General features: G+C 58.0%; 18 protein-coding genes. 10 read left to right on the top strand and 8 right to left on the bottom strand.

Going from position 1 to position 26216, the window contains the following annotated elements; translation table 11 throughout:
- Positions 1 to 27: 27 nt before the first annotated feature.
- Positions 28 to 516, bottom strand: a complete 489-nt coding sequence (locus HNR75_RS14290) for a MarR family winged helix-turn-helix transcriptional regulator (protein ID WP_188027665.1) — start codon at positions 514 to 516, stop codon at positions 28 to 30.
- 132 nt (positions 517 to 648) lie between these two features.
- Here HNR75_RS14290 and HNR75_RS14285 point away from each other — a divergent pair, with 132 nt between their 5' ends.
- Positions 649 to 1803, top strand: coding sequence for an aminotransferase-like domain-containing protein (locus tag HNR75_RS14285; protein ID WP_188027664.1), 1155 nt, complete (start codon positions 649 to 651; stop codon positions 1801 to 1803).
- An 88-nt stretch (positions 1804 to 1891) separates the two neighbouring features.
- Here the strand turns inward: HNR75_RS14285 and metF are convergent, their stop codons facing one another.
- The 4 genes from metF to recC all read right to left on the bottom strand — a co-directional run bounded on the left by metF (position 1892) and on the right by recC (position 11921).
- Positions 1892 to 2785: a methylenetetrahydrofolate reductase gene (metF, locus tag HNR75_RS14280; protein ID WP_188027663.1), complete on the bottom strand. Its 894-nt coding sequence runs from the start codon at positions 2783 to 2785 to the stop codon at positions 1892 to 1894.
- 162 nt (positions 2786 to 2947) lie between these two features.
- Positions 2948 to 4861 carry an exodeoxyribonuclease V subunit alpha gene (gene recD, locus HNR75_RS14275; RefSeq protein ID WP_188027662.1) on the bottom strand — a complete coding sequence of 638 codons (1914 nt, stop codon included), beginning with the start codon at positions 4859 to 4861 and terminating at the stop codon, positions 2948 to 2950.
- Positions 4858 to 8454, bottom strand: coding sequence for an exodeoxyribonuclease V subunit beta (recB, locus tag HNR75_RS14270; protein WP_188027661.1), 3597 nt, complete (start codon positions 8452 to 8454; stop codon positions 4858 to 4860). The genes recD and recB overlap by 4 nt, the downstream gene beginning before the upstream one ends.
- On the bottom strand, positions 8451 to 11921 hold the full coding sequence (gene recC, locus HNR75_RS14265) for an exodeoxyribonuclease V subunit gamma (protein ID WP_188027660.1): 3471 nt from the start codon (positions 11919 to 11921) through the stop codon (positions 8451 to 8453). Before recC ends, recB begins: the two co-directional genes overlap by 4 nt.
- A 238-nt stretch (positions 11922 to 12159) precedes the next feature.
- Here recC and HNR75_RS14260 point away from each other — a divergent pair, with 238 nt between their 5' ends.
- Complete coding sequence (locus HNR75_RS14260; RefSeq protein ID WP_188027659.1) at positions 12160 to 13083, top strand: L,D-transpeptidase family protein; 924 nt, start codon at positions 12160 to 12162, stop codon at positions 13081 to 13083.
- Positions 13084 to 13335: 252 nt separating this feature from the next.
- Here HNR75_RS14260 and HNR75_RS14255 read toward each other — a convergent pair whose 3' ends face one another.
- Positions 13336 to 13584 carry an LPP leucine zipper domain-containing protein gene (locus tag HNR75_RS14255; RefSeq protein ID WP_188027658.1) on the bottom strand — a complete coding sequence of 83 codons (249 nt, stop codon included), beginning with the start codon at positions 13582 to 13584 and terminating at the stop codon, positions 13336 to 13338.
- 217 nt (positions 13585 to 13801) lie between these two features.
- Positions 13802 to 16414, bottom strand: coding sequence for an ATP-binding protein (locus HNR75_RS14250; protein WP_188027657.1), 2613 nt, complete (start codon positions 16412 to 16414; stop codon positions 13802 to 13804).
- Between the two features lie 145 nt (positions 16415 to 16559).
- Between HNR75_RS14250 and HNR75_RS14245 the strand changes: the two genes are divergently transcribed.
- The 7 genes from HNR75_RS14245 (at position 16560) to HNR75_RS14215 (ending at position 24272) form a co-directional block, all read left to right on the top strand.
- Positions 16560 to 18095 (top strand): sugar ABC transporter ATP-binding protein, encoded by a 1536-nt coding sequence (locus HNR75_RS14245; RefSeq protein ID WP_246358971.1) that lies wholly within the window; start codon positions 16560 to 16562, stop codon positions 18093 to 18095.
- A gap of 25 nt (positions 18096 to 18120) precedes the next feature.
- Positions 18121 to 19110, top strand: coding sequence for an ABC transporter permease subunit (locus HNR75_RS14240; RefSeq protein ID WP_188027656.1), 990 nt, complete (start codon positions 18121 to 18123; stop codon positions 19108 to 19110).
- Between the two features lie 73 nt (positions 19111 to 19183).
- A complete protein-coding gene (locus tag HNR75_RS14235) occupies positions 19184 to 20125 on the top strand; it encodes an ABC transporter substrate-binding protein (protein WP_188027655.1) in 942 nt (313 codons plus the stop codon).
- A 110-nt stretch (positions 20126 to 20235) separates the two neighbouring features.
- Positions 20236 to 21684: a xylulokinase gene (gene xylB, locus HNR75_RS14230; RefSeq protein WP_188027654.1), complete on the top strand. Its 1449-nt coding sequence runs from the start codon at positions 20236 to 20238 to the stop codon at positions 21682 to 21684.
- Positions 21685 to 22374, top strand: coding sequence for a D-lyxose/D-mannose isomerase (locus tag HNR75_RS14225; protein ID WP_188027653.1), 690 nt, complete (start codon positions 21685 to 21687; stop codon positions 22372 to 22374).
- Between the two features lie 12 nt (positions 22375 to 22386).
- Positions 22387 to 23250 carry a ketose 1,6-bisphosphate aldolase gene (locus tag HNR75_RS14220; protein ID WP_188027652.1) on the top strand — a complete coding sequence of 288 codons (864 nt, stop codon included), beginning with the start codon at positions 22387 to 22389 and terminating at the stop codon, positions 23248 to 23250.
- A complete protein-coding gene (locus tag HNR75_RS14215; protein ID WP_188027651.1) occupies positions 23247 to 24272 on the top strand; it encodes a carbohydrate kinase family protein in 1026 nt (341 codons plus the stop codon). Before HNR75_RS14220 ends, HNR75_RS14215 begins: the two co-directional genes overlap by 4 nt.
- Here HNR75_RS14215 and HNR75_RS14210 read toward each other — a convergent pair whose 3' ends face one another.
- Positions 24273 to 25013 (bottom strand): response regulator, encoded by a 741-nt coding sequence (locus HNR75_RS14210; RefSeq protein WP_188027650.1) that lies wholly within the window; start codon positions 25011 to 25013, stop codon positions 24273 to 24275.
- Positions 25014 to 25145: 132 nt separating this feature from the next.
- On the opposite strand from HNR75_RS14210, the gene mak reads away from it, so the two are divergent.
- Positions 25146 to 26060: a fructokinase gene (mak, locus tag HNR75_RS14205; RefSeq protein ID WP_188027649.1), complete on the top strand. Its 915-nt coding sequence runs from the start codon at positions 25146 to 25148 to the stop codon at positions 26058 to 26060.
- Positions 26061 to 26216: the final 156 nt, after the last annotated feature.

Genomic DNA, 26216 nt, shown 5'->3' with positions numbered 1-26216 from the left:
TGCCGGGAATGTTGTTCCCGGCAGCGTCTATTCCTCTTCCGCCGTCTGCAGCATGGGGCTGTCCGGCTGCAGCAAACCGGCAAACTGCGTCTGGGCCAGCTTCATCATGATCGCCCGCCAGTGCAGTTCTGCATCCTCACCCACGTCATTGAACACGGCCGTCATCAGTTCCCGCTGACTTTGCGACAGACGATTTTCCAGTTCTCGCCCCTGCGGACTGAGCATCAGCCGTTTAACGCGCTTGTCACTGGCATCCGCGGTGGCGGTGATCAGCTGCAGGTCTTTCAGCGCCCGTAACGGCCCATTCAGCGCCTGCTTGCTGACGCCCAGGATCCGCAGCAGCGCATTGACGCTGATCGCCGGATTGCGCCCGACAAAATAGAGAATACGGTGATGTACCCGCTGCAAGCCCTGCTCGGCCAGAATGGTATCCGGACCGGTCGTGAAGGCCCGGAAGGCGAAATGGAACAACTCTAACGCTTCGTTGAGCGACTGCTGATTATTTGGGTCAACCATATTGACTTAACTTAGTGTGCTGGCAAGATAGGTCAACCTTGCTGACGTATTTACCGGTAATGTCGTAAAATTTATCGTCATGCATCCGAAATAGCAATTAAACAAACTCATGCCGGCATGACAGGAGGTCGCATGTTCGCTCAGCGTATTCAACACCTAACATCCTCAATCATCAGGGAAATCCTGGCCAGTGCCCAGAAACCGGACGTGATCTCTTTCGCCGGTGGCCTGCCGGCCGAAGGCAGTTTTCCGGATGTGGACTGGTCGGTGTTGCCGAATAAAGTCAGACAATACGGCATGAGTGAAGGTGAGCCGGAGCTGCGTGAAGCAATTGCGGCAGAAGCCCGGAAAAAAGGGATCGCTTGTGATGCCAACCAGGTACTGATCCTGTCCGGCTCCCAGCAAGGGTTGGATCTGGTTTCCAAACTGTTTATCGACCCGGAAAGCAATGTGCTGGTCGAGTCACCGACCTATCTGGCCGCCCTGCAGTGCTTCAATCTGTTTCAGGCGAATTGCCGTGGCGTCAAACTGGGCAGCAAGGGCCCGGATATCGCCAATTTTGAACATCAGATCCGCGATTACAAACCGCGTTTTACCTATCTGATCCCGAGCTTCCAGAATCCGTCAGGAACCTGTTATGACGTGGCCTCCCGTCAGGCCGTGGCCAACCTGCTGGATCAATACAATCTGCCTCTGATTGAAGACGAGCCTTATTGCGAACTGGACTACGACCAGCTGGAAAAACCGCCGATCTGTTCTTTCATGCAGAAAGCGCCGTGGATCTATTTCGGCTCCTTCTCCAAGGTACTGATCCCCGGCCTGCGTATCGGTTATCTGATTGCGCATCCCGATCTGATCACCCATCTGGTACGCCTGAAGCAGGCTTCGGATCTGCATACCAACCGTCCGGGACAGTGGCTGGCACTGGAATACATGAACTCGGCGGATAAACCACAGCGTCTGGAGCGGCTGCGCGAGTTTTACCGGGTGCGTCGTGATGCGTTTGCCGCGGCGCTGGAGAGTGAGTTCGCGGATCTGGCCGAATGGCAGGTGCCGTCCGGTGGTCTGTTCTTCTGGCTGAAGCTGAAGAAAACCGTGGATACCCGCCCGTTGCTGAAACGCGGTCTGGAGGCCGGCGTTGCCTTCATGCCGGGTGAAGCCTTCTTTGCCGAAGAGAATCCGCCGCACGGCTATATCCGCCTGAACTTCAGTCACACCGAACCGGAGAAGATCGTGGAAGGGTTGCGTCGTCTGCGTAAAGTGCTGGAAGAAGCCGACAACGCATAACCTGCGCGGTCAGCCCGGCCCGCCATCCGGCGGGCATTAAAAAAGGCGCCATCCGGTTAGGTATGGCGCCTTTTTTGTCACTGCGGTATTACGCTTTCGGACGTACCCCCAGGGTATGACAGATGGCGTAAGTCAGTTCAGAGCGGTTCAGCGTGTAGAAGTGGAAATCCTTCACCCCTTCGCGGGACAACACGCGCACCATATCGATCGCCACGCTCGCGCCGACCAGATTACGGGTGGTCTGATCGTCATCGGCAATACCTTCGAAACGCTGATGCAGCCACTGCGGGATCTTCACATTGGTGAAACCGGCGAATTTGACCAGTGTCTTGTAGTTCGAAACCGGCAGAATGCCCGGCACGATTTCCGCTTCGATGCCAATCGCGGCGCAGCGGTCACGGAAACGCAGGTAGCTCTCCACGTCGAAGAAGAACTGGGTGATCGCCCGGTTCGCACCGTTGTCGATTTTACGCTTCAGGTGCAGCAGATCCGCCTGGGCGCTTTTCGCTTCCGGATGCACTTCCGGATAGGCCGCCACGGAGATGTCGAAATCCGCCACGCTCTTCAGCAGTGACACCAGACCATCGGCATACATCGCCGGTTTGTCCGCGCCCGGTGGCAGATCGCCACGCAGTGCCACGATGTTGCGGATGCCGTTGTCCCAGTAGTCCTTCGCGATGGCACGCAGTTCATCCGGCGTGGCATCCACACAGGTCAGATGCGGCGCCGCTACCAGACCGGTGCGTTCCTTGATGTCCTTGATGATGCTGTGGGTGCGGTCACGGGTACCGGAGTTGGCGCCGTAAGTGACCGAAACAAACTTGGGCTGCAGTTTGCTCAGGCGTTCAATAGAGTTCCACAGCGTCTGTTCCATGCTCTCGGTGGTTGGCGGGAAAAACTCGAACGATACGTTAATGTCGCCGCTCAACTCGGCCAGATTCTGGTTCAGGGCTTCTACCTGACGTGCGCTATCAAAACTCATGATTACTCCTTGCCTGCCTTTCGGCCTGTTGGACGGAAGGCTCCGCTTCCCGCGTCATCGCAAACAGATGTTTGGACGTCTAAATGTCCATACATCTTATTTGAACCGTTCAGAATGTCAACATTCCTGAAATAAGGATATCCGACATTCCGTTCAGCGTCGTTATTCTGCGTCATGCAATCGCTGCATTGTCTCCAGCATGGTGACCAGCCCGCTGTAGCGTTCCGTCGCTTTGCCGGCCATCCGCGTCAGCACGTCCGGCGTGGCAAACAGATCCAGCCGCTGCCGCGCCCGAGTGATGCCGGTATAGAGCAGCTCGCGGGTCAGCAGCGGATTCATCTCCGGCGGTAGCAACAGCAGGGTATGACTGAACTCCGAGCCCTGCGATTTATGCACCGTCATCGCCCAGGCGGTATCGTGGGCCGGCAGGCGGCTTGGCAGGAAACCGTGAATATGGCCATCCGGCAACTGGAACCAGACCCGCAACCGCTCGCCGTCACTGGCCGCCACGCCGATATCACCGTTATACAGGCCGAGGCCGTAATCATTCTCGGTGATCATCACCGGCCGTCCGGCATACCAGTCGCCTTCGCGGACCAGATCCCCCTGCTGATGCAGTCGCTGCGCGATCGCTTCATTCATGCTGTTGATCCCCCACGGACCATCGTGTACCGCACACAGCACGCGAAGATCGTTGAAATCAGCCAGTAGCGATACCGCCCGCGTGGCATCCATCGGCTGATGCAGATGGGCGAGATAGCGCTGATAGCCGTTGGCAGCCAGTGCCACCGCATGGGCCAGACGCTGTTCATCGCTATGCAGCCGGATATCGGAAAAATCCTGTGACCATATCGCCTGTACCGCTGCCGCATTGCCCTGATTGACGGCTGCAGCCAGCTGACCGATCCCGGAGCGGGCATCAAAACGATAACTTTTGCGCAGCAGACAGAGCCGGTCGCGTAATGGATGGCCTGCAGTCTGTACATACGCCTGCAGCGCATAACCCGTGTCTTGCTGTAACCGTCCGGCCTGCGCCGCGCTGATCCCCTGCGTCACAAACTGACAGATATCACCCAGCACCGCCCCCGCCTCTACCGACGCCAGCTGGTCTTTATCCCCCAGCAGGATCAGTTTCGCCCGGGGAGGTAACGCTGCCAGCAGCCGCGCCATCATCGGCAAATCGATCATCGAGGCTTCATCGACCACCAGCACCTCCAGCGGCAACGGATTCTCGGCGCGGTGACGAAATTCCGGTTGCCCCGGGATCACCCCCAGCAAGCGGTGGAGCGTACTCGCTTCGGTCGGAATACCCGCCAGCCATGCGCCCGGAATGGTCGCGGCCAGGGACTGCCGGGCCTTGCTGATCGACTCGGTCAGTCGTGCCGCGGCCTTCCCGGTCGGCGCCGCCAGCCGGATCAGCAGCGGCTGTTCACTCTGCGCCACCAGCAGCGCCAGCAGCTTGGTTACGGTCGTTGTTTTGCCGGTACCAGGGCCACCGGAAATCAGGGTGAAACGACCCCTTGCAGCCGTCGCTACCGCAATGGCCTGCCAGTCGGTTTCGGTTTGGGGAGCAAACAGCTTTACCAGTTGCTGTGACAACCCCGCCGCCGCGGACGTCTCGTTCGTGACCGCCGCCCGCTGCAGCCAGCCCGCCACAAACTGCTCAAAGGCATAATAGCGGCTGAGATAAAGCCGTCCGGCAAAGAGAGTGAATGGCCGGCCATGTGCCGGTAATTCGGCCGGAGAGGTCACCGGGTACACCAGCGCACTGTCCGCGAACCGGGCTGACAGCACCGGCTCCGGGTGCGCAGCCACCTCTCGCGGCAGCAAAGAGGCCAGTGCCAGCGCCAATTCGGGTACCAGCGCCAGCCACTGTGTCAGCCGTTCCGGCCAGTGTGATAACGCCAGACAGACATGTCCCCGTCCCAGTTCGTTGCTGACCAGCGCGACCGCCAGCAGCATCATCGCATCCGGCTCGAACCGGGCGCAGGTACGGGCCAGTTCGATATCAATGTCACGCAACAAGCGCTGTTCCCGAAGCACCGGAAACAGCTGGCGGAATAACAGTTCGCTCATACGGCCACCTCCTCACCGGCAAACAGACGATCCAGCTGTTCGATATGCGCCTTCTCCGGTTTGGTTGCATAGACGCCACTGCCGGTTTCGCCCGTCATCCCGCGCAGGAAGAGATAACACACGCCACCGAACTGCCGGTCATAGTCATAACCGGGGATGCGGGTTTTCAGATAGCGGTGCAGCGCCAGCGTATAGAGCTGATACTGCACGTCATAACGGTGTTCAATCATCGCCTCTGCCATTGCCTCCCGGGTATAGGCCTGCGGCTGATCGCCGAGGTAGTTTGATTTGTAGTCCACCACGTAGAAACGGCCATCTTGTTCAAATACCAGATCGATAAAGCCCTTCAGCATGCCCTGCACCTCCTGGAAACTCAGCGGAGCGGCACGGGCAGAGAGCGGATCTCCCGCCGCCAGACACCGGTTCAGTGCCCCGGCCGACACGGTCGACAACGGCAGGAAAAACTCCATCTCGCTCAGGCACTGCGACGGCGCCAGCATCGCCAGCGATAATCCCGGGAACAGCTCGCTGTGCAGCATCTGGGTGAGCCAGCCTTCCAGCGTCGGGAACCAGTGTTCCGCCTGCCAGTCACGACACAGCTGCACTCCCTGCAGATGCTGTTCAATCCACTGGCGACGCGTGTCGGCATCACTGCGAAAATCCAGATCTTCCAGCAGACTGTGCAGGAAGGTCCCGGCGCGCGCGCCTTTCGGGAAATGGTAGACGTCGTATACCGGCGCGTCAGGTTCGGCCGCCATGACGATAACCGGTTCTGCCGTGTCCGCAGACGCTGCCGGCGGATTCTCTATTAGTGGACGCTCTTCCAACGGGCGCTCTGCCGATGGACTCTCTGCCGACGTACTGTGCGGCGCGGCCGCATGCTGCACCGTGAGTGCCGAGTAGGAAGTGACCCGCCAGTTGCGTTCAATCGTACCGGTGAAGCGACGCGCCTGCAGTACCGGTGTATTCTCTGCCAGCGGCTGATAGCGGATATCCGGATACGGCAGCGGATCGACCTCACAAACCTCATCCAGCCGGTTGTGCTGATGGATCCAGCGCTGCAGCCGCGATGTCAGCGGTGTCGCCGAGTCATCGGCAAACAGGTAATCCAGCGCCGCCGGCCGGTCATCCTTGCCTTTTTTCGTTATTTTCAAATCGGCCAGCCCCAGCCAGGTGACATAGATACCACGCGTCAGGGCGACGTAGAGCAGCCGCAAATCTTCTGCCAGCCGTTCTTCGGCGGCGCGCTCCCACGACGCATCCTGTTCGGACAGATCCCACACCACACCCTGATCGTCCGTGTGATAACGCGCGATGGCATTGGCGCGATAGGAACAGATAAACGGCAGCAGCACCAGCCCGTACTGCAGGCCTTTCGATTTGTGGATGGTGACGATCTGGACACGCTGCCGTTCGGAATCCAGTCGCAACTGCTGTTCGTCGGTATCGCCGTTCGGGGTCTCGCACCGATCCAGCAACCAGCGCAGCAGCGCATGTTCGCCATTTAACGTATTCGCAGCCGTCTGCAGCAATTCGCCGATATGGAGCACATCGGTCAGCATGCGTTCGCCCTGGGTCTGATTCAGCAACCGTTCCGGGATCTGATACCAGAACAGCCACTGGCGCAACATCGGCAGAATACCGCGTTGCTGCCAGATCCCAGCCGCTGTGCGCATGCGCTCGACGGTGTCCTCCCACAGCGTTTCATCATCATTGAGCTGCGCCAGTTGTGTCACCGTCCAGCCCATCAGAGTGGTTGCCATCGCCGAGCGTATCAGCATGTCATCCTGCAGATTGAGGCAGGCTTCCATCAGCCGGGCAATATCCTGCGCTACCGGCTGCGCAAACACCGACTCCCGGTTGGAGAGATAGACACTGGCAATACCACACGCCGACAGCTCCTGCTGCATCAGGCGGGCTTCATAGCCGCTACGGACCAGCACCGCAATGTCATTCGGCCGCACCACCTTGCCATCCAGCATCGCCTGTTGCGACTGGGCACAGGTCAGCCACTGGTGGATCTGCGCGGCGGCAGCTTTCGCCATCGTGGTCTGATATTCGCCCCCGATTACCGCCCCCTGTCCGGCCAGCGGAAAACAGCATTGCAAGGCGGGTTGCGGCCGCTGCAGCAACACGAACCCTTCCTCCTTGCCATTGGCATGCACCGCTTCAAACGGAATGCTGTGCTGATAGATGAAAGGAGCCGCCGATTGTGCAAACAACGCATTCACCCCGGCGACCAGCTCGGTGGTCGAGCGGAAATTCGTTTGCAGGGTGTAATGCGCTTGCACCTGCTGTTTGGCATGCATGTAGGTAAAAATGTCGGCACCCCGGAAGGCATAAATCGCCTGTTTCGGATCACCGATCATGTAGAAGCCGCACTCGGGATTGCGCTCATAGAGTGTCGCGAAAATCTGATACTGCAGCGGATCGGTATCCTGAAACTCATCGATCATCGCGACCGGATAGAGTTCGCGGATCTGCTCGGCCAGCGCCTGCCCGCGCTCACTCTTCAGCGCCCGCGCCAGATTCGCCAGCAGGTCATCGAACGAGAGTTGCTGTTTGCGCTGTTTCTGCTTCTGCAACCGTTCACGGATCGCGGTCAGCGCCTGTGCCAGCACGATGTCATCAATATCGCCGGGTTCAGCCAGCAACGTATCAATCAGCCGGAACAGGGGGTGCGACGGCGCTGTACCGGATTTGCTCTTCTCCGCCATGTCCGCAGTCGAAAAACGCCGGAGCTCTTTTTCCGGAAAGGCATACCCCTGTTGTGGCGTACTGGCCCAGGCGGTAATGGTCTCAACCCATTTCGCCACATAATCCTGGCGGTAACTCTGTTTTTTCAGGTCAGAATCCGCAATCAGCGCTTGCAGCGCCGCCAGATCGGTCTGCAACCAGGTACGGCGTAATCCGTCCAGGCGCTGCACAATCGCCTGATGACGCTCTGCCAGTGTTTCTGTGGTACGGACGCGACAGGTGATGTCCGGTAGCGCAAGCTGGGCACTGAGGTCACGCAATAAATCCGCCGGCCCCTTCCAGTGTTTCAGCAAACCCTCGGCCAGCGTTACTTCCGCCTGCCAGGTGATCTGGCGCCAGAAGTCAGCGACGGTCTGCGCCCGGAGTTGCTGTTCTTCGGTCAGAAACTCGTTATCAAACAATGAGCCGGATTCGAACGCATTTTGTGTCAGCATCCGCTGGCAGAAACCGTGAATGGTAAAGATCGCCGCTTCATCGATCTGCCGCTCGGCTGTTAACAGCTGTTTCAGTGCCAGGTCACGATGATCGGCACAGCTTTCCATCAGCGCCCGATGCAGTTTATCCCTGGTTTCACCCGTCTCGATGGCGCGACGCAACTGGCGGATGGCCTTGAGAATACGTTCCCGCAACTCGGCCGTCGCCGCTTCGGTAAAGGTCACCACCAGGATCCGGTCCACCGGCAAGGGTGCGCCAAAGCCGCTTTCCGCCGTCCCGTGTCCGAGCAGCAGGCGCAGATATAAACCGGCAATGGTGTAGGTTTTGCCGGTCCCGGCGCTGGCTTCAATCAGCCGCAAGCCACTGAGCGGGAAGGTAAGAATATCTAACGGCGTACTCATGCCTGAATCTCCTCACAGTGGTTATACAGCGGTACCAGCAGACGGCGGGCTGTGCTTTCCAGTTGCTCCCAGGCGGCATCGTCAAGGGTCGGGAAGACCCGGCCAAAGTAGATATCCTCCCCCTCACCCCGCTGGTAGTCGCCATTGCCAGCATAGATTTTCTCCGCCGCTTCCCGGGCTTTCTGCAAAACCGCATCCGCGCCGCACACCCAGTCCCCCTCATCGGCCACATCCGATTTTTCCAGCCAGGTCCAGGCCGTATCCAGCGGCAGGCAGAGTGGAGCCTGCAGGCCATCACGGAACGCCTGCCACCAGGCTTGCAGCGTCTCTCGCGCAAGTGCCACCGGTACGACCGCCAGCTGATACTGCTGTAACTGATCCTTTTCCAGCGTGAACAGCCGGGTTGGCAACGACAGCAGGCCCGCAGCCGACAGCGCCAGATGTTCCAGCCAGACCGGCACCAGCCAGCGGGCTTTCAGCGCACTGACCCGGTAACGGACCAGCTGCCCGCGATAGACATCGCCGACCGAACCCAGCAGCTGCCAACGGCCAAAATCCATATGGAAGGTGGGTCGCTCCGCCTGTTCCGGCGGCCAGCCGGCCAGCGCCGTCACCAGTTCCGCGAGATTTGCAGCGTCCTGTTGCAAGGCCAGCTCACCGAACGCGCCATCGGGTAACACCCCCTCTGCCAGCAGACGGGAGCGCCAGAACGCCTCCGGCACCCGGGCACGCTGATACTGCAACAACCGGGTCCGCAACTGATACTGATCCAGCTTGTTGACCCAGAACGGCTCTTCATCGGCCAGCGCTGTCTCCCGTTCCAGAAACTGTACGCGTAGCCGACGGCGGAAAAAGCCGGCTACCGGATTGCGAAAGAAACGCAGCCAGTCGGCCAGCTCGATTTGCGCGATGTGCTGCGCATCCAGCTCTTCCGGCAGCGGCAGTTTCTGATCAAGGAAGGTCACGTCTCCGCTGGTGGTGCTCTGCAGCGCCGGCAACCACTCCCGGGCGTAACTGAAATAACGCGCGGCAGGTTGCATCGCCTGCGGCTCATAATAACGGGCGTCGTAGGCCACCAGCGGATGTTCGGTCAGCAGGGCGCCCAGCAGGTTCTCTTCCTGATCGGTTTCCGCCAGGCCGCTATCGCTTTCCAGACAGAAACTGCGCTGGCAATACTCCAGCAATTCGGTCACCAGGACCGACGGCATCCGGCTGCGGTTGTCCACCGCGCTGTGCGAGACATAGGAAATATAGAGTTGTTGCAGGGCCGCCAGCAGCGCCTCCAGAAACAGATAACGGTCATCTTCACGACGGGAACGATCACCCTTGCGCGCCTGATTGACCATCAAATCGAAGCCGAGTGGTGGCTGACTGCGCGGATAGAGCCCATCATTCATGCCCAGCAGACAGACCAGCCGGAACGGAATGGCCCGCATCGGCATCAGCGTACAGAAATTGACGCGGCCAGCGAGGAATTGCTGCCCGCCCCGTACAGCATTGAGCTCTCCCTGCAGGTGATCATGGAACACCGTCAGCGGCAGAGTGTCGGTAAACGGCATCGCGGTGAGACGCGCCAGCCACTGCTGCATCGTGGTACGGATGAGTTGCAGCGCCTGGGCATCCTCGTCGCTGAGCTGATCTTCCGGCAGATAAAAATTGAGTAAGATCCGCTCCACCCTTTCCTGCCAGCCGACAATGGTGGCCGACCCGGCCAGTTCATCTCTCAGCTCGATGATGTCATGAATAAACCGCGCCAGCTGACCGAGTTTGACGGCGCTTTGCCCCTCCACGGCCGTATAGGGTGCCACGCCGCCAAACAGCTGTTCGCTGCCGGAAGCATACCCCAGCAGCATCCGTTCCAGCCCGAATGACCAGGTATGCCGCTCGCGCGGAGGCACGTCAAAATGCACGCCGTCCTCTGCCGCCAACCCCCAGCGAATGCCGGATTCCTGCGACCAGCGGCGCAAGGTGGTCAGATCCGCCTCTTCCAGTCCGAACTGGCGCAGCAACGCCGGCACCGCCAGCAACTCCAGCAGTTCCGTCGCCGTACAGCGCAGATCCGGTAACGCCAGCAGCGTCAGGAAGCTCTGCAGCAGCGGGCTCTCCTGCGTTGCCGCGCGATCCGAAATCGAGTAGGGAATAAACCGCTCTTCTCCGAGACTGCCGAAGACCGCCTGAATATACGGGCCGTACTGGTTGATGTCAGACACCATCACCACCACATCTTTCGGCGATAGCGTCGGGTCATCCGCAAAGCGCTGTAGCAGTTGATCATGCAGCACTTCCACTTCCCGCAGCGGACTGTGACAGCCATGGATAGCCAGTGAGCGATCATGCAAATCGACCGTCCGCTTCGGCCGTGCGTCGGGATTGGTCCCATCACGCAGCTCCAGTAAATCCTGCTGGATCCGATGCAGCAGGTTATCTTCCGGCAACGGGGCAAAGGCTTCGATTTCCGCCGCGTCAATCTCGGCAATCAGCGCCAGATAGTCGCGTCCCTGCTTACCCATCGACACCAGCAACGGATTGCCTTGCTGTTCTCCTTCGGCATTAAACAGCCGCTGCCAGTCGCTTTCCGGCAGTAACGGGGTCTGCTGATGTTCGGCCTGCCAGTGTGCCCGCCGCTGCGCCAGCAGCTTGTCGAGAATACGGCGGTTCACCTGATGTTCTTCCTGGACATCGCCCCAGTAATACTGGCACGGATTGGTCAGGAACAGATGAACATCGCAATGCGCGCCAAGCGCGACCAGCGCTTCGAGATAATGCGGCGGTAAGGAAGAGATACCGAACACAAACAGGCGCTCCGGCAACGAGGCCCCCGGCCGCCCCTGTTGCAGGGTTTCAATAAAACGGCTGAACAAATTGACACGATGCAGATGGCTGGCCTGCCGTTCGGTCAGCGCCACCAGCTGGCGCCATAACACTGGCTGCCACGGCTGCGCCTCCGCGCCGAGCGCACCACCGCGCTCCCAGTCCACAATCCAGTCCGGACGGTACACTAGATACTGGTCGAACAGGTCGGCGATACGACCGGCCAGCTGATAACAACGGCGGCCATCGGGATCCTCCGCCAGATAGCCGCTCAGCGATGCAAACAACGCATCATCCAGACACTGCGGCAGCAACTGCATCAGCCGCCACAGCATCGCCGGCTTGGTGTAGGGATTTTCCTGCGGCACCTCCGGCAGGACCTGATGAAACATCTGCCAGATAAAGCTCGACGGCAGCGGGAAGACGATATTGGCCGCAATCCCCATCTCCTGCGCCAGCGCCTGCTTCAGCCACTGCGCCATGCCGGGACTTTGTACCAGAATGGTTTCCGCCGCCAGTACCGGTTGCAGTGGCGACCTCTGAATCAGATGCGCTAACAGACTTTTAAGCACATCCAGCTGATTGGAATGATAAACCCTGAACATGGCGGTGACCTGTATCCGTACTAATCCTTCGATAATAGAGGAAAGCGACACCGCATCACTATCCGCTGCGACATAATCTTCGGAAAAAACGATTTTTTAACCATGAAAGATGAAGATAGAGTCTCATTTTGCCGTGATCGGTATCATAAAGTTGAAATATTGCACAGACAGGGCAAAATGCGCACCTTGGTTGGGATCAGATTCCGGCCAATAGACTGAGCATCAAAAAAGACCAACAGAAAAGTACTAACCCAATCAGTTTTGATAAAGAAATAACTACAGGATCTCTATGAACATCATGCGCAACGCCATGCCAGCTCTGCTGTGTGGTCTGATGCTGACCAGCCTGTCCGCATCAGCTATTGAATACGAGCTGCCAGAAGCCAACAGCCGCCTCATCGGTCAGAACGTGGAATATGTGGTACCGGCAGACAGCAAGCAACCATTAGAAGCAATCGCGGCCAAATATCAGATCGGCCTGAGCGGCATGATGGAAGCCAATCCGGGTGTTGACCCGTATTTACCGCATCCGGGCAGCACGCTAATCGTCCCGCACCAGCTGATCCTGCCGGATACCCCACGTCAGGGCATCGTGATCAACGTGGCGGAAATGCGTCTGTATTACTACCCGAAAGGCAAAAACACCGTGGAAGTCCTGCCGATCGGTATCGGCCAACTGGGCACCGACACACCGGAAAACTGGGTCACCTCGGTACAGCGCAAAAAAGCTAACCCGACCTGGACCCCGACCGCCAAGGTACGTCGTGAATATGCGGAAAAAGGTGAGCCGTTACCTGCCGTATGGCCTGCCGGTCCGGATAACCCGATGGGGCTGTTCGCACTGTATATCGGCAACCTGTATGCCATCCACGGCACGAACGCACCATTCGGTATCGGTCTGCGTGTGAGCCACGGCTGTGTGCGTCTGCGTAATGAGGATATCGAGCATCTGTTCAACTCAGTGCCTGTCGGTACCCGCGTGCAGTTTGTGAATCAGCCGGTGAAAGTGACCCATGAGCCGGATGGTCGCCGTTACATCGAAGTACATCAGCCACTGTCTCGCACTTTTGAAGAACTGAACTCCCCGGCACCGTCAACCCTGACTCTGTCGCCGGCCGTCAGCCGTTTCATTGCCAAAGCGGATACCGATTCCCAGGTGGTAAAACAGGCGCTGGAAGATCGCTCCGGTATGCCAACCCAGATCAATCCGTAAGCGCTACGCTGCGTGTTATAAAAAGACAAGACCTCGCTGCGGCGGGGTTTTTTTATCCATGCAGAACGCAGAACGCAGAACGCAGAACGCAGAACGCAGAACGCAGAACGCAGAACGCAGAAACACATTATCAGACAGAAGGCACAGAGGAAGTGTACAGATGGCAGAGCAGAGGGAAATTTTCAGACGCCGGAAAATGATGAGGCACCGATAAACGGTGCCACATCAAGAGGATTATTCTTAAAGAAATAATTATTTCTTGTAAGAAGTAGCCAGGTTGTCCAGACGTGCGTTAGCGCGAGCAGCTTCTGCTTTAGCGTCAGCAACGTCAGCAGCCAGTTTGCCCTGACCGTCTTTCAGAGAACCGATTTCAGTAGCCAGCTGGTCAACTTTACCAGTCAGGGTCTGAACGTCAGATTCGATTTTAGAGGTGTTTGCACAACCAACCAGCAGGGTTGAGCTCAGAGCGATGGTGCCCAGCAGTACTTGATACTTGTTCATGATAACTCCTTTGACTTTATTAGGATGGCTTCAAGCCTAAATAGTATGACACAAAAACGGCCATACGAATCAATACTCACGGATATTTTTTTGCATTTTGCACTAAAAAGTCCAGTACTGATCCACGGCGCTATCTTCTCCGATTTATGCGTGGCAAACAATCTCTATAACAGGACTCAGAAAGAAAAAACTTGAAAAATACCTGCTGAAATCAATTTCAGGTCGTTTTTTTCTGCCAGAGCCGGGTTAACTGGTTGATCAAATCACCGCGAGTGTATGGTTTAGTCAACAATGGCCAGCTGTGTGACACGGCCTGTTCACTGAAATCATGTCCGCTGACCAGTAACAATTTCAGTGACGGTCTCAGTTGTTGTGCCTGCTCAGCCACGGCAATGCCACTGGCCTGCCCCGGCAGCACGATATCACTGATCAGTAACTGCACTTCCGGAATAGACCGGACCCAGGACAGCGCCTGTTCGCCGCAGTCGGTATCCATGGTCAGACAGCCCATGCTGTGCAGGTATTCACACAGCGTCTGCCGCACATCCGCCTGATCTTCCAGCACCACCACCAGCGGCATGTCATCGTCGGCCCAGACCGGGGCCGATTCCGACGTGGCCGGCAACGCGACCGGCTCCGCTTCGGCGCAGGGTAACTGCAACCGCACGCAGGTACCATGCTGGGGCTCCGTGTCGATCTGAACCCGTCCGCCCGACTGACGGACGAAACCATAGACCATCGACAAGCCGAGGCCGCTGCCCTTGCCGGCGGCCTTGGTGGTGAAAAACGGCTCAAACACCCGCTGCAGGACTTCCGGTGTCATACCGCAACCCTGATCGATCACCTCAATGGTCACCATATCCTGTTCACGGCCACTGGTCCGCTGGACATGCTGATTAAACAGACGTAACCGGATCGCGCCACTGCGGCCCTCCATCGCGTCACGGGCATTGACCACCAGATTGAGCAGACTGTTTTCCAGCTGGTTGGCATCCATCCACGCCGGACGCAAACCGGGCTGAATATCCAGTTCCAGCCGCAGTGTCGCCGGCAGCGAGTGTTCCATCAGCTCGCGCAGGCTGGTGACCAGCTCCGCCAGATCAATCGCCCGCGGCCGTAACGCCTGCTTGCGGGAAAACGCCAGTAACCGCTGCGTCAACTGGGCTCCCCGCTCTGCCGCTTTATAGGCGCGCTCAATGCGCTGTCGGGTACGATCTTCCAGCTCATCGGTCTGCAATAACTCCAGATTGCCCAAAACCACCGCCAGCAGGTTATTAAAGTCATGCGCAATCCCGCCGGTCAGATGGCCGACGGCCTTCATCTTCTGACTGTGGATCAGCTCGGCCTCCAGCGTCTTGCGGTCGGTGCGATCCAGCACCATGCTCGCCACACTCATGTTCGCCAGCCGGTTGAGACGCAGTTCCACATACCGTTCCCCACCCAGTTGCAGCTCGAGTGTCAGCACATTGTCTTCGGCGCGCCATAAATGATCCGGCGACAGCGGTTTACCGTCACTGCGCTGGGCACCGCTTTGCTGCAGCCGCTGCAAGACCTCGCGGAAATGACTGCCGGGCATGATCTGATCAAGTTGCAGCAGGGAGGCATACTGCGGGTTGGACACGACCAGGGCGCCGCTGGCATCAAACAGCGCAAACCCGTCACGGATCGAGAGGAAGGTGGTTTCCAGCTGAATGCTCTTCTCTTTGAACAGCCGGGTCACCCGCGCCAGTGACGCCGCATTGTTGGCAAATACGTTAAACGCCCGTGCCAGATCGCCCAGCTCATCCTGCCGGTTCAGGGCCGGCACCTGCACCGTCCGCTCCCCTTTGGTCAGCCGGGTCATGGCATCGGCGATGGCGCTCACCAGCACCCCCATGTTGTCATAAATGTAATTCCCGGCCAGGGCGGTGATCACCACGGCCAGCAGCGCAAATATCTGGATCGTGAAGGTGCTGGTCTGCAGCTCCCGGTGGGTGCGCTCGGCGCGGGAACCGGCCGAGTCGACCACCAGCTGGACATACTGATTGATATCCTGATCCAGCAGGTTGACCAGCGCCTTGATGCGGAAGGTGTGATAGGCAATCGCCAGATCACTGTTTTGCAGTTGCTGATTCAACTGCGCGACCGGTAATAAGGTATCGCAGAGAGCCTGCAGGATTTTCTGCCGGGCCGGCACGGCCTGCGGGATCGCCTGCTGCCACTGCAGACTGATGTGCACCAGCTGGCTTAACACATCCGGTGACGCCGGGATGGTCAGCGTCATTGCCAGCATATTGCGGAACACATCCTGTTCCGGCGCGCCCGGCCAGCCGAGGCTGTCATCTTGTGCCAGTAAATCCAGCTGTGACTGCGCCTGGTAAATTACCCCGAGCAGACTGTGCCGTTCCAGATGGCGTTGCCGGGTCAGGTCCAGCAGCTTGCGCACACTGTCTTGCAGTTCGTTACTGCGCTGATGAATCCGGTCAATCAACTGCGGTTGCTGCCGGGCCAGCGGCGCTGCCGCCATTTTCGACAACGAATTTCGCAGCGCCGCCATCGCCGTTTTCAGCAAATCCGATTCGCTCTGGTACTCCATCGCGCCGATGACCTGGGTCAGACTGACGGCCACCGTGGCCACTTTGGCCGTTTTGACCCCGACCTCCATGCCGCTGTTCATCTCGGACAGCGTACTTTCCTGCATATCGGTTAGCAGCCGGCCGGCATTGTTAAAACCAAACACCGCGATCACGCCAATGACCAGCGTCAGCAGCACCACCAGCAGGTTAAAGGACAAAAGACGGCCTCTGACACCGGAAAACAAGGGCTTACGATGGGAATACGACGAAGGCATAACAAGAATCCCGCAACAGACAAGAGGCTCAGAGTAGCCGCTCACTGCCCCGAACAAAAGCGCCGTTAACAATATGACAATTGTGAATCACACAAAACATACGCCATTTACACAGCGGTGTTTTACTGCTGCCATGAAACTTCACATGAGGCAGATGATGAGCGAGCAACAACCCATTCTGGAGATGCGAAACATCGCCAAACGCTTCGGACAGTTCTATGCGCTGAAAGATGTCAGCCTGACAATCTATCCCGGCGAAGTGCATTCGCTGATGGGAGAAAACGGCGCGGGTAAAAGTACCCTGATGAAAATCCTGGCTGGCGCCTATACCGCGACCGCCGGTGAGATCTACATTGATGGCAAACCCTTTACCATCAACGGTCCGAAAGATGCGCTGAATGCCGGTATTACCCTGATTTATCAGGAAATCAATCTGGCACCGAATCTGACCGTCGCCGAAAACATCTTCCTCGGTTCGGAAATCACCCGTAACGGGATGGTCAACCGGCAGAAAATGGAAGAAGAAACCCAAATCGTGCTGGATCGTCTGGCCGCCCGCTTTAAAGCGTCGGCCAAAGTCTCCCACCTGAGCATCGCCGAGCAGCAGCAGGTCGAAATCGCCCGCGCCCTGCATCGCAAGAGCCGGGTACTGGTGATGGATGAGCCGACCGCAGCCCTCTCCTCCCGTGAAACCGACATGCTGTTTGCGCTGATCAAGAAACTGCGCAGCGAAGGGCTGGCCATCATCTATATCAGCCATCGTATGGCCGAGATTTATGAACTGTCGGATCGCGTCAGTGTGCTGCGTGATGGTCAGTACATCGGCAGCCTGATGCGTAATGAACTCTCTGCCAGTGAACTGGTGCGCATGATGGTAGGCCGTCCGCTGAATGATCTGTTCAACAAGGACCGTACCATTCCGAAAGGTGACCTGGTGCTGGAATGCACCGATCTGACCGATGAAGACAAAGTGCTGTCCGGCACCCTGAATGTCCGCGCCGGTGAGATCGTCGGCCTGTCCGGTCTGGTCGGCGCCGGCCGCTCTGAGCTGGCCCAGATGATTTTCGGTGCCCGTAAAATCAGTGCCGGCAACATCAAGCTGAAAGGCAAGCCGCTGGAAATCCGCAGCCCCCGGGATGCGATTGATTGCGGCATCGGCTTCCTGACCGAAAACCGTAAAGAACAGGGACTGTTCCTGGAAATGACGGTGCACGACAACATCGTGATGGCCACCATCGAACGGGATAGCTTCCACGGCGTCCTGAACGAGAAGAAAAACCGTGCGATCAGCGATACCGCCATCAAAACCCTGAATATCCGCGTGCCGCACAGTCAGGTGGCATCCGGCAGCCTGTCGGGCGGCAACCAGCAAAAACTGCTGATCTCCCGCTGGGTCGCCATCCATCCAAAGCTGCTGATCCTGGACGAACCGACCCGTGGGGTCGATGTCGGTGCGAAAAGCGAAATCTACCGGATGATGACAGACATGGCGCGTAAAGGCGTGGCCATTCTGATGATCTCCAGCGAGTTACCGGAAATTGTCGGTATGAGCGATCGCGTCTATGTCATGCGCGCCGGCAGCATTGTCGGTGAACTGGACGGTGAAGCGATCACCCAGGAAAACATTATGGAGCTGGCTACCGGGGCAACCCACCACATGGCCGGCGCGGAAGTGGCATGAGAGAGAAACAGGAATGAGTAACGCTATGAGCACACCCAATACCAACGCCGCGGCCGCAGGCCCGAGCAAGAAATTTACGCTGCACAGCGTCATGCAGTCGGTAGGGATCTTACCCGTTCTGATCCTGATCTGTATCGGCTTCGCTCTGATGACGCCAAACTTTGCTACCGAATCCAACCTGATGAACATCGTGCGTCAGTCCTCCATCAACATGGTACTGGCAGCCGGGATGACCTTTGTCATCATCACCGGCGGGATCGACCTGTCGGTCGGCTCCATCCTCGGTACCACTGCGGTGATGGCGATGGTGACCTCGCTGGATCCGTCACTCGGCATGCTGGCGATTCCGGTCGCGCTGATGGGCGGCCTGCTGATGGGTACCCTGAACGGTATCATGGTGGCGTATATCGGCTTGCCACCCTTCATCGCCACATTGGGGACCTATACCGCACTGCGCGGGGCCGCTTATCTGCTGGCGGACGGCACCACGGTGATCAACAACAACATCAGCTTTGAATGGATCGGTAACTCCTATCTGGGCCCTATCCCATGGCTGGTCGTGATCGGCTTTGTGGTGATTGCCGCCTGCTGGTTCATTCTGCGCAAAACCACGCTGGGGATGCACGTCTATGCTGTGGGTGGCAATGCCAACGCCGCACGTCTGACCGGTATCAAAGTCGGTATGGTACTGACCTTCGTGTATGCCATGAGTGGTCTGATGTCAGGTCTGGGCGGGATCATGAGTGCTTCCCGTCTGTACAGCGCCAACGGCAACCTGGGCGTTGGCTATGAATTGGATGCCATCGCGGCCGTGGTTCTCGGTGGCACCAGTCTGTCAGGTGGTATTGGTACTATCACCGGCACATTAATCGGCGCATTGATTATTGCCGCCATGAACAACGGGATGACTCTGATGGGCGTCTCCTACTTCTGGCAGCTGGTAATCAAGGGCTGTGTGATCATCATTGCAGTTCTGATCGACAAATATCGTACCCGTAAACATGCGGGCGCCTAATACACACACGGGCGTCTAACGGCGCCCACCATAACGCAACACCCCCTAACAACAACGGCGGAGTACAACAATTATGCGTTTGAACAAACTGATGTCCACCTTACTCGCAGCAGCAGTCATTACCACCGCACCACTGGCACAGGCCAAAGACCTGAAATCCATCGGTGTTACCGTGGGCGATCTGGCTAACCCGTTCTTCGTGCAGATCACCAAGGGTGCGGAAATGAAGGCGCGTGAACTGGCAGGTCAGGACGTCAAGGTAACGCTGGTATCCAGCGGTTATGACCTGGGTCAGCAGGTCACTCAGATCGACAACTTCATCGCAGCCGGTGTCGATATGATCGTACTGAATGCGGCCGATTCCAAAGGGATTGCGCCGGCGGTTAAACGTGCCCAGCAGGCAGGTATCGTGGTCGTCGCAGTTGACGTAGCGGCAGAAGGCGCAGATGCCACTGTAACCTCCAACAACACTCAGGCCGGTGAACTGGGTTGCCAGTACATCGCCGACAAATTGCAGGGTCGCGGTGACGTCGTGATCATCAACGGCCCACCAGTATCTGCGGTGACCAACCGTGTTGACGGTTGTATGAATACCCTGAACAAGTACAAGGATATCAAGGTTCTGTCTTCTAACCAGAACGGTAAAGGCAGCCGCGAAGGTGGTCTGGAAGTGATGACATCACTGCTGGCCGCACATCCGAAAATTGATGCGGTATTCGCCATCAACGACCCGACCGGTATCGGTGCGGATCTGGCGGCCAAACAGGCACAGCGCAATGAGTTCTTCATTGTCGGTGTAGACGGTTCACCGGATGCGGAAGAAGCACTGAAACGCGATAACAACCTGTTCGTGGCTACTCCGGCACAGGATCCACAGGTCATGGCGTCCAAAGCAGTAGAAATCGGTTACAACATTCTGCAGGGCAAACCAGCACCGAAAGAACCAGTACTGATTCCGGTAACCCTGATCGATCGCAACAACGTGAAGGATTACAAAGGCTGGACTGTTAAATAATTCACTCCGTATGACACGCCGCCGCGAGGCGGCGTTTTTGCCACTGCGGTCAGCCTTCCCGTTTCCCTCGGGAGCGTTGACCAGACTGGCAATTTTCTGGGAGCCACCCCATGTTCCTTGGTATTGATTTAGGTACATCCAGCCTGAAAGTCGTGCTGCTGGATAACGAAGAAAATCTGCTCGATAGCGCCACGGTGCCACTGACGGTACAGCATCCGCAGCCCGGTTTCAGTGAACAGGATCCGGAGGCGTGGTGGCTGGCCCTGCAGCAGGCCATGTTACAACTCAAAAGCCGTCAGGCACCGGCGCTGCTGCAGTTACGCGCCATTGGCTTCAGCGGTCAGATGCACGGCGCCACGCTGCTGGATGAACACGGCCGTGTACTGCGCCCCTGCATTCTGTGGAACGACGGCCGCAGCGCCGATGAGTGCCGCTGGCTGGAGCAGCGGGCCGATTTTATCGGCATCACCGGCAACCGGGTCATGGCCGGGTTTACCGCGCCGAAACTACTCTGGGTGCAGCGTCACGAGCCGGCTATTTTTGCCAAAACCGCCCACATTCTGCTGCCAAAAGATTATCTGCGTTACCGCATGAGCGGAGATTTCGCCAGCGACATGTCTGACAGTGCCGGAACGCTCTGGCTGGATACCGCCCGCCGCGCCTGGAGCGAAGAGCTGCTGGTGGCCTGTAACCTCACCACCAGCCAGATGCCGGCACTTTACGAAGGTAATCAGATCACCGGTACGCTGTATGACTCGCTGGCCGATGCGTGGGGTTTGCCGCGCGGCACTCCTCTGGTTGCCGGGGCTGGTGACAATGCGGCCAGCGCGATTGGTCTTGGCGTGATCAAGGCCGGTGACGGGTTTGTCTCGCTCGGCACGTCCGGCGTGATCTTTGTCGCCGCCGATCAGCACTATGCCAATCCGGCACAGGCGGTGCACAGTTTCTGCCATGCCCTGCCCGGACGCTGGCACCAGATGGCGGTGACGCTCAGCGCCGCCTCCTCGCTGAGCTGGTTTGCGTCGATCACCTCAATATCCGAGGCGCAACTGGCACAGGAAGCCGAACAGCATGAAGCCGGTGACGTCCTGTTTGCCCCCTATCTCAGCGGAGAACGCACGCCATGGAATGCGCCCCATGTCCGCGGTGCTTTCTTTGGTCTGTCCAGTGACAGTCAGCGCGGCCATCTGGCCCGGGCCGTGCTGGAGGGAGTTGCCTTTTCACTGGCCGATGGTTACCGCGCGCTGCAACAGGCCGGCTGCGCCCCCGCTCAGATGATCGCCACCGGTGGTGGTGCCCGCAGCCATTTCTGGCTGCAGCTGATCGCCGATCTCACCCAGTGCCGCATCATTGTGCCGACCTATGCCGATGTCGGCGCCGCCTTTGGTGCCGCCCGTCTGGCGCGGCTGGCGTTGGAACCGGGGGCGCTGCAACATCTGATGGCACACCACATTCCAGCCACCGCGGCCATCATCCGTCCCCAATCCCAACCAGCGCTGCAGGCGCGTTATCTGCGCTATCAGCAATATACCCGCTGGTTATGCCAACAGGAGGTGTAAATGCGTCGCTCTCAGATCAATGAAATCCTTGCCGAAACACAAGCGATCTTCGCTCAGAACAATATCTACCTGCCGCCGTTTGCGCATTTCACCCCCCACGAGTGGGCCACCCGGGAATTAGACCGTTTTCAGGAAGTATTCGATCTGCAATTAGGCTGGGATGTCACCGATATGGGCAGCGGCGATTTTGCCAATACCGGACTGACGCTGTTTACCCTACGCAACGGGTCGGTTGGCGGCAAACCCTATCCGAAACCCTATGCGGAAAAAATCATGATCAGCCGCGAAGGTCAGCAGACCCCGCTGCATTTCCACTGGTACAAGATGGAAGACATTATCCACCGGGGCGGCGGCAAGCTGATTATTGAACTGTATAACCGCACTCCGGATGAACAGTGTGACACGACCGATGTGGAAGTCGTCCTTGATGGCGAACGCCAGCGACACAAGGCCGGTAGCCGGTTGTGCCTGAGCGCCGGACAGAGTATCTCGCTGACCCAGGGCCTGTATCACTCGTTCTGGGCCGAGCCCGGACAGGGTCCGGTGATCCTCGGTGAAGTGTCGATGGTAAATGATGATCGTCGCGATAACCGCTTCCTGCAGCCGCAATCCCGGTTCAGTGAAATCGAAGAGGACACTGATCCACTACACTTGCTGTGTAACGAATATCCCCGTTTTCTGCCACTTTAAGGAGCTACTGTTATGCCACTGATTTCTCTTGCTCAGGGTTTATCCCACGCGCGTGAACATGGTTATGCGCTGGGCGCCTTTAACGTGCTGGATACCCACTTCCTGCGGGCGCTGTTTGCCGCCGCAGAAGCGCAACGCTCGCCGTTCATCATCAATATTGCCGAAGTGCATTTTAAATACGTTTCACTGGACGCGATCTGTGCCGCCATCAAAGCCGAAGCAGCCCTGCACAATATTCCGGTGGTGCTGAACCTCGATCACGGCACCAGTTTCGATGCCATCATGAAAGCCATCCGTCTGGGCTTTACCTCGGTGATGTTTGATGGCTCCGGGCTAAGCTATGAAGAGAATATCCGCCAGACTGCGGAAGTGGTAAAAATGTGCCATGCACTGGGCATTTCGGTCGAAGCGGAACTGGGCGCGGTCGGTGGCGATGAAGGCGGTTCGCTCTACGGTTCCTGTGACAGCAGCAAGTTTACCGATCCGGCCAAGGCCACCGATTTTGTCACCCGTACCGGGATTGACGCGCTGGCCGTCGCCATCGGTAACGTCCACGGCAAATATCGCGGCGAACCTCAGCTCGACTTCCCGCGTCTGCAGGCGATCCGCGAACAGACCGGGCTGCCGCTGGTACTGCACGGCGGTTCCGGCATCAGCGATGCCGATTTTCGCAAAGCGATTTCGCTCGGTATCCACAAAATCAATTTCTACACCGGCATGTCACAAAGCGCGCTGGTTGCCGTGGAACAGGCCATGCAGCACCGCGAAACTGCCTATGACGAACTGGCGCACATGCTGATGGATATTGAAGCGGCCATTCAGCAAACCGTGGAAGGACAGATGCAAGTGTTCGGCAGCGCAGGGCAAGCAACATGACTCCCCCCCGCTACGGCATTCTCGCGGCCGGCACCCTGCTGGTCGATCATGTCCATCTGATCGATGACTGGCCGGAACAGGGACGACTGGCCACCATTCTGCACAGTGAAAGCGCGACCGGCGGTGCGGTACCGAATGTGTTGCGGACCCTGGCGCGGATGAAGACCGGCCTGCCGCTGGCCGCTGCCGGACTGGTCGGGGATGATCTGGATGGCGAGTTTATCCGCCAGTGTCTGCTGGAGGACGATATTGACTGCCGCTGGCTGCAAACGGCGGCCTTGCCGACCAGCATGACGCAGGTGATGACCAATCACCGCAACGGACAGCGGACCTTCTTTCATGCCCACGGCTGCAACGCCGCGTTTGATCCCCAGATCCTTTACGGCTTGCACAGTCAGCACCGGATTGTGCATCTGGCCTACCTGTTACTGCTGCAACAGCTGGAAACCGCCGATCCGGACTATGGTGTAACCGCAGCCCGGCTGTTCCATCAGTTACAGCAGAAAGGCTATCTCACCGCGCTCGATCTGGTGTCTGTCGATGATCCCGCCCGGGCGCAACGGGTAGTTTTGCCGACGCTGCCGTATGTGGATTATCTGATCATCAATGAGCTGGAAGCCGCGACCCTGACCGGGCAGTCATTACGCACGCCCGACGGCACGCCGGATCTGATCCAGATCCCGCATGCGGCCGGAAAACTGCTGCAACAGGGAGTGAAACAGGTGGTGGTGATTCACTGTCCGGAAGGCGCCTGGGCGGAAAATCGTCAGGGCGAAAGTCTGTTTATACCGTCGTACTGGGTGGAACCGCAGGAGATTGCCGGCACGGTCGGTGCCGGCGATGCCTTCTGTGCCGGGGTGTTATACGGTCTGCATCAGCACTGGGGACTGCGCGAAACCCTGCAACTGGGCAACGCCTGCGCCCGTTTCAACCTGCGCAGCACCAACGCCATTGACGGCGCGGCGCCACTCGGTGAACTGCAGGCCTATATCGCCGCCCAAGCCACCGACCATAACGGGTGATCAGGCCTTATGCACAACCGTGACTTCCCGCGACATGACATAACCCGCGCCACGGATGGTACGGATGTATTCCGGCTGTTTCGGATTGGGTTCAATTTTGCGGCGCAGACGCATGATCAGCACATCGATAGTACGGTCAAACACGTCGAGCGCATCACTGTGGGTCATTTCCAGCAACTGATCGCGTGTCAGCACCTTGCGCGCGTTTTTCAGCAGTACCGTCAGCAGCGAATACTCGCCCTGCGTCAGCTCGATATCGTCGCCATCCGGTGTATGCAGCCGACCGGTATGGGTGTTAAGCAGCCAGCCGTCAAAACGGTAACCGGGGCCGCTGACCGGCACCACCACCCGGCGTTGCGGATTTTCACTGACCGGCGTACGTCGCAACACCGCTTTCACGCGGGCCACCACGATACGGGGGACAAACGGTTTGGCGATGTAATCATCCGCGCCCATTTCCAGACCGACGATCATGTCGGATTCCGTCGCCAGACCGGTGAGCATAATCACGGGCAGATCGGGGAATTGCATGCGGATTTGCTGTAACAATAACAGTCCGCTCATGTCGGGCAACATCAGATCCAGCAGGACCAACGCGATATCCGGTTCCTGCTGCAATGTCTGCAACGCGGATTGGGCACGATGACAGGTTCTGACGTCGAATACATGCTCGCCGAGCACGTCCGTCAGCAGTTCGCAGATCGCGATGTCATCATCCACAACCAGAATTTTGGTTTTCATTTTTTATGCAGGCCCGTACTGAAAATCAATGAAACAAATTGTAGTCATTTGTGATTGCGAGACCAGAGAACAAACAATGAACTGTGAGCTGACCTGCGTCAGCCGGCAACAAACAAGACGAGGAAATGAAAAGTGCGTATCGGAATTGATTTAGGCGGCACCAAAATTGAAGTCATCGCGCTGGACAGCGATGGGGGTGAATTGTTCCGCAAGCGGGTGCCAACCCCGCGGCATGATTATCGGCAAACACTGGAAGCCATCAAGGGGCTGGTACTGGATGCCGAAGCGGCCACCGGGAGAAAAGGCTCGGTCGGTTTGGGCATTCCCGGCACCATCTCGCCGTTCACCGGCAAGGTGAAAAACGCCAACTCCACCTGGCTGAACGGCCAGCCGCTGGATAAGGATCTGGAAGCGCTGCTGGATCGTCCGGTCCGCGTCGCCAACGATGCCAACTGTCTGGCCGTGTCAGAAGCCACTGACGGTGCCGGCGCCGGCGGCAAACTGGTATTTGCGGTGATCATCGGCACCGGTTGCGGTTCCGGCATCGCCATCAACGGCCATGTGCATGCCGGTGGTAACGGGATTGCCGGTGAATTCGGCCATAACCCGCTGCCCTGGATCGACGAGGAAGAGTGGAAGTATCAGAACGCGACGCCCTGCTACTGCGGCAAAAAAGGCTGCATCGAGACGTATGTTTCCGGCACCGGCTTCGCCAACAGCTATAAATTCGACACCGGCAGGGAACTGAAAGGCGCCGAAATCATGGCGCTGGTGGCACAGGGCGATACCGCCGCGATCAAGGCAATTGAGGACTACGAGCGTCGTCTGGCCAAGGCGCTGGCCCATGCCGTCAACCTGATGGACCCGGACGTGATCGTACTGGGCGGCGGCATGAGTAACGTTGACCGTATCTACGACAACATCCCGCGCCTGATGAAAGAGTATGTCTTTGGTGGTGAGTGCGAAACCCCGGTACACAAGGCGCTGCACGGCGACTCCAGCGGCGTCCGCGGCGCCGCCTGGCTGTGGCAGCGCGACGATCTGTAATGCGGGTTTTGCCGTTGCTGCTAGATGAGGTGTCCGAGAGGGCACCTTTTCTTTATCACTGACATCCCAGCGATGAACTTCTATCGCACTGTAATTTTGATTATTTTTAACGTATCACATAAGAACACAATGCATGTGAAAATCAAATGGCGCTCG

This window comes from Tolumonas osonensis, from assembly GCF_014202415.1.
GTDB classification, from domain to species: Bacteria; Pseudomonadota; Gammaproteobacteria; order Enterobacterales; family Aeromonadaceae; genus Tolumonas; species Tolumonas osonensis.
Note: the sequence above shows the minus strand (reverse complement) of the source record. Positions and strands in the feature narration are given on the sequence as shown.

What these genes read in the sequence shown, in the direction of transcription:
- HNR75_RS14210 (WP_188027650.1), bottom strand. Translation starts at nt 25,013, where the DNA reads ATGAAAACCAAAATTCTGGTTGTGGATGATGACATCGCGATCTGCGAA.
- metF (WP_188027663.1), bottom strand. Translation starts at nt 2,785, where the DNA reads ATGAGTTTTGATAGCGCACGTCAGGTAGAAGCCCTGAACCAGAATCTG.
- HNR75_RS14240 (WP_188027656.1), top strand. Translation starts at nt 18,121, where the DNA reads ATGAGCACACCCAATACCAACGCCGCGGCCGCAGGCCCGAGCAAGAAA.
- HNR75_RS14285 (WP_188027664.1), top strand. Translation starts at nt 649, where the DNA reads ATGTTCGCTCAGCGTATTCAACACCTAACATCCTCAATCATCAGGGAA.
- HNR75_RS14225 (WP_188027653.1), top strand. Translation starts at nt 21,685, where the DNA reads ATGCGTCGCTCTCAGATCAATGAAATCCTTGCCGAAACACAAGCGATC.
- HNR75_RS14290 (WP_188027665.1), bottom strand. Translation starts at nt 516, where the DNA reads ATGGTTGACCCAAATAATCAGCAGTCGCTCAACGAAGCGTTAGAGTTG.
- HNR75_RS14260 (WP_188027659.1), top strand. Translation starts at nt 12,160, where the DNA reads ATGAACATCATGCGCAACGCCATGCCAGCTCTGCTGTGTGGTCTGATG.
- HNR75_RS14235 (WP_188027655.1), top strand. Translation starts at nt 19,184, where the DNA reads ATGCGTTTGAACAAACTGATGTCCACCTTACTCGCAGCAGCAGTCATT.
- HNR75_RS14215 (WP_188027651.1), top strand. Translation starts at nt 23,247, where the DNA reads ATGACTCCCCCCCGCTACGGCATTCTCGCGGCCGGCACCCTGCTGGTC.
- recB (WP_188027661.1), bottom strand. Translation starts at nt 8,454, where the DNA reads ATGAGTACGCCGTTAGATATTCTTACCTTCCCGCTCAGTGGCTTGCGG.
- recD (WP_188027662.1), bottom strand. Translation starts at nt 4,861, where the DNA reads ATGAGCGAACTGTTATTCCGCCAGCTGTTTCCGGTGCTTCGGGAACAG.
- HNR75_RS14245 (WP_246358971.1), top strand. Translation starts at nt 16,560, where the DNA reads ATGAGGCAGATGATGAGCGAGCAACAACCCATTCTGGAGATGCGAAAC.
- HNR75_RS14250 (WP_188027657.1), bottom strand. Translation starts at nt 16,414, where the DNA reads ATGCCTTCGTCGTATTCCCATCGTAAGCCCTTGTTTTCCGGTGTCAGA.
- HNR75_RS14220 (WP_188027652.1), top strand. Translation starts at nt 22,387, where the DNA reads ATGCCACTGATTTCTCTTGCTCAGGGTTTATCCCACGCGCGTGAACAT.
- HNR75_RS14255 (WP_188027658.1), bottom strand. Translation starts at nt 13,584, where the DNA reads ATGAACAAGTATCAAGTACTGCTGGGCACCATCGCTCTGAGCTCAACC.
- xylB (WP_188027654.1), top strand. Translation starts at nt 20,236, where the DNA reads ATGTTCCTTGGTATTGATTTAGGTACATCCAGCCTGAAAGTCGTGCTG.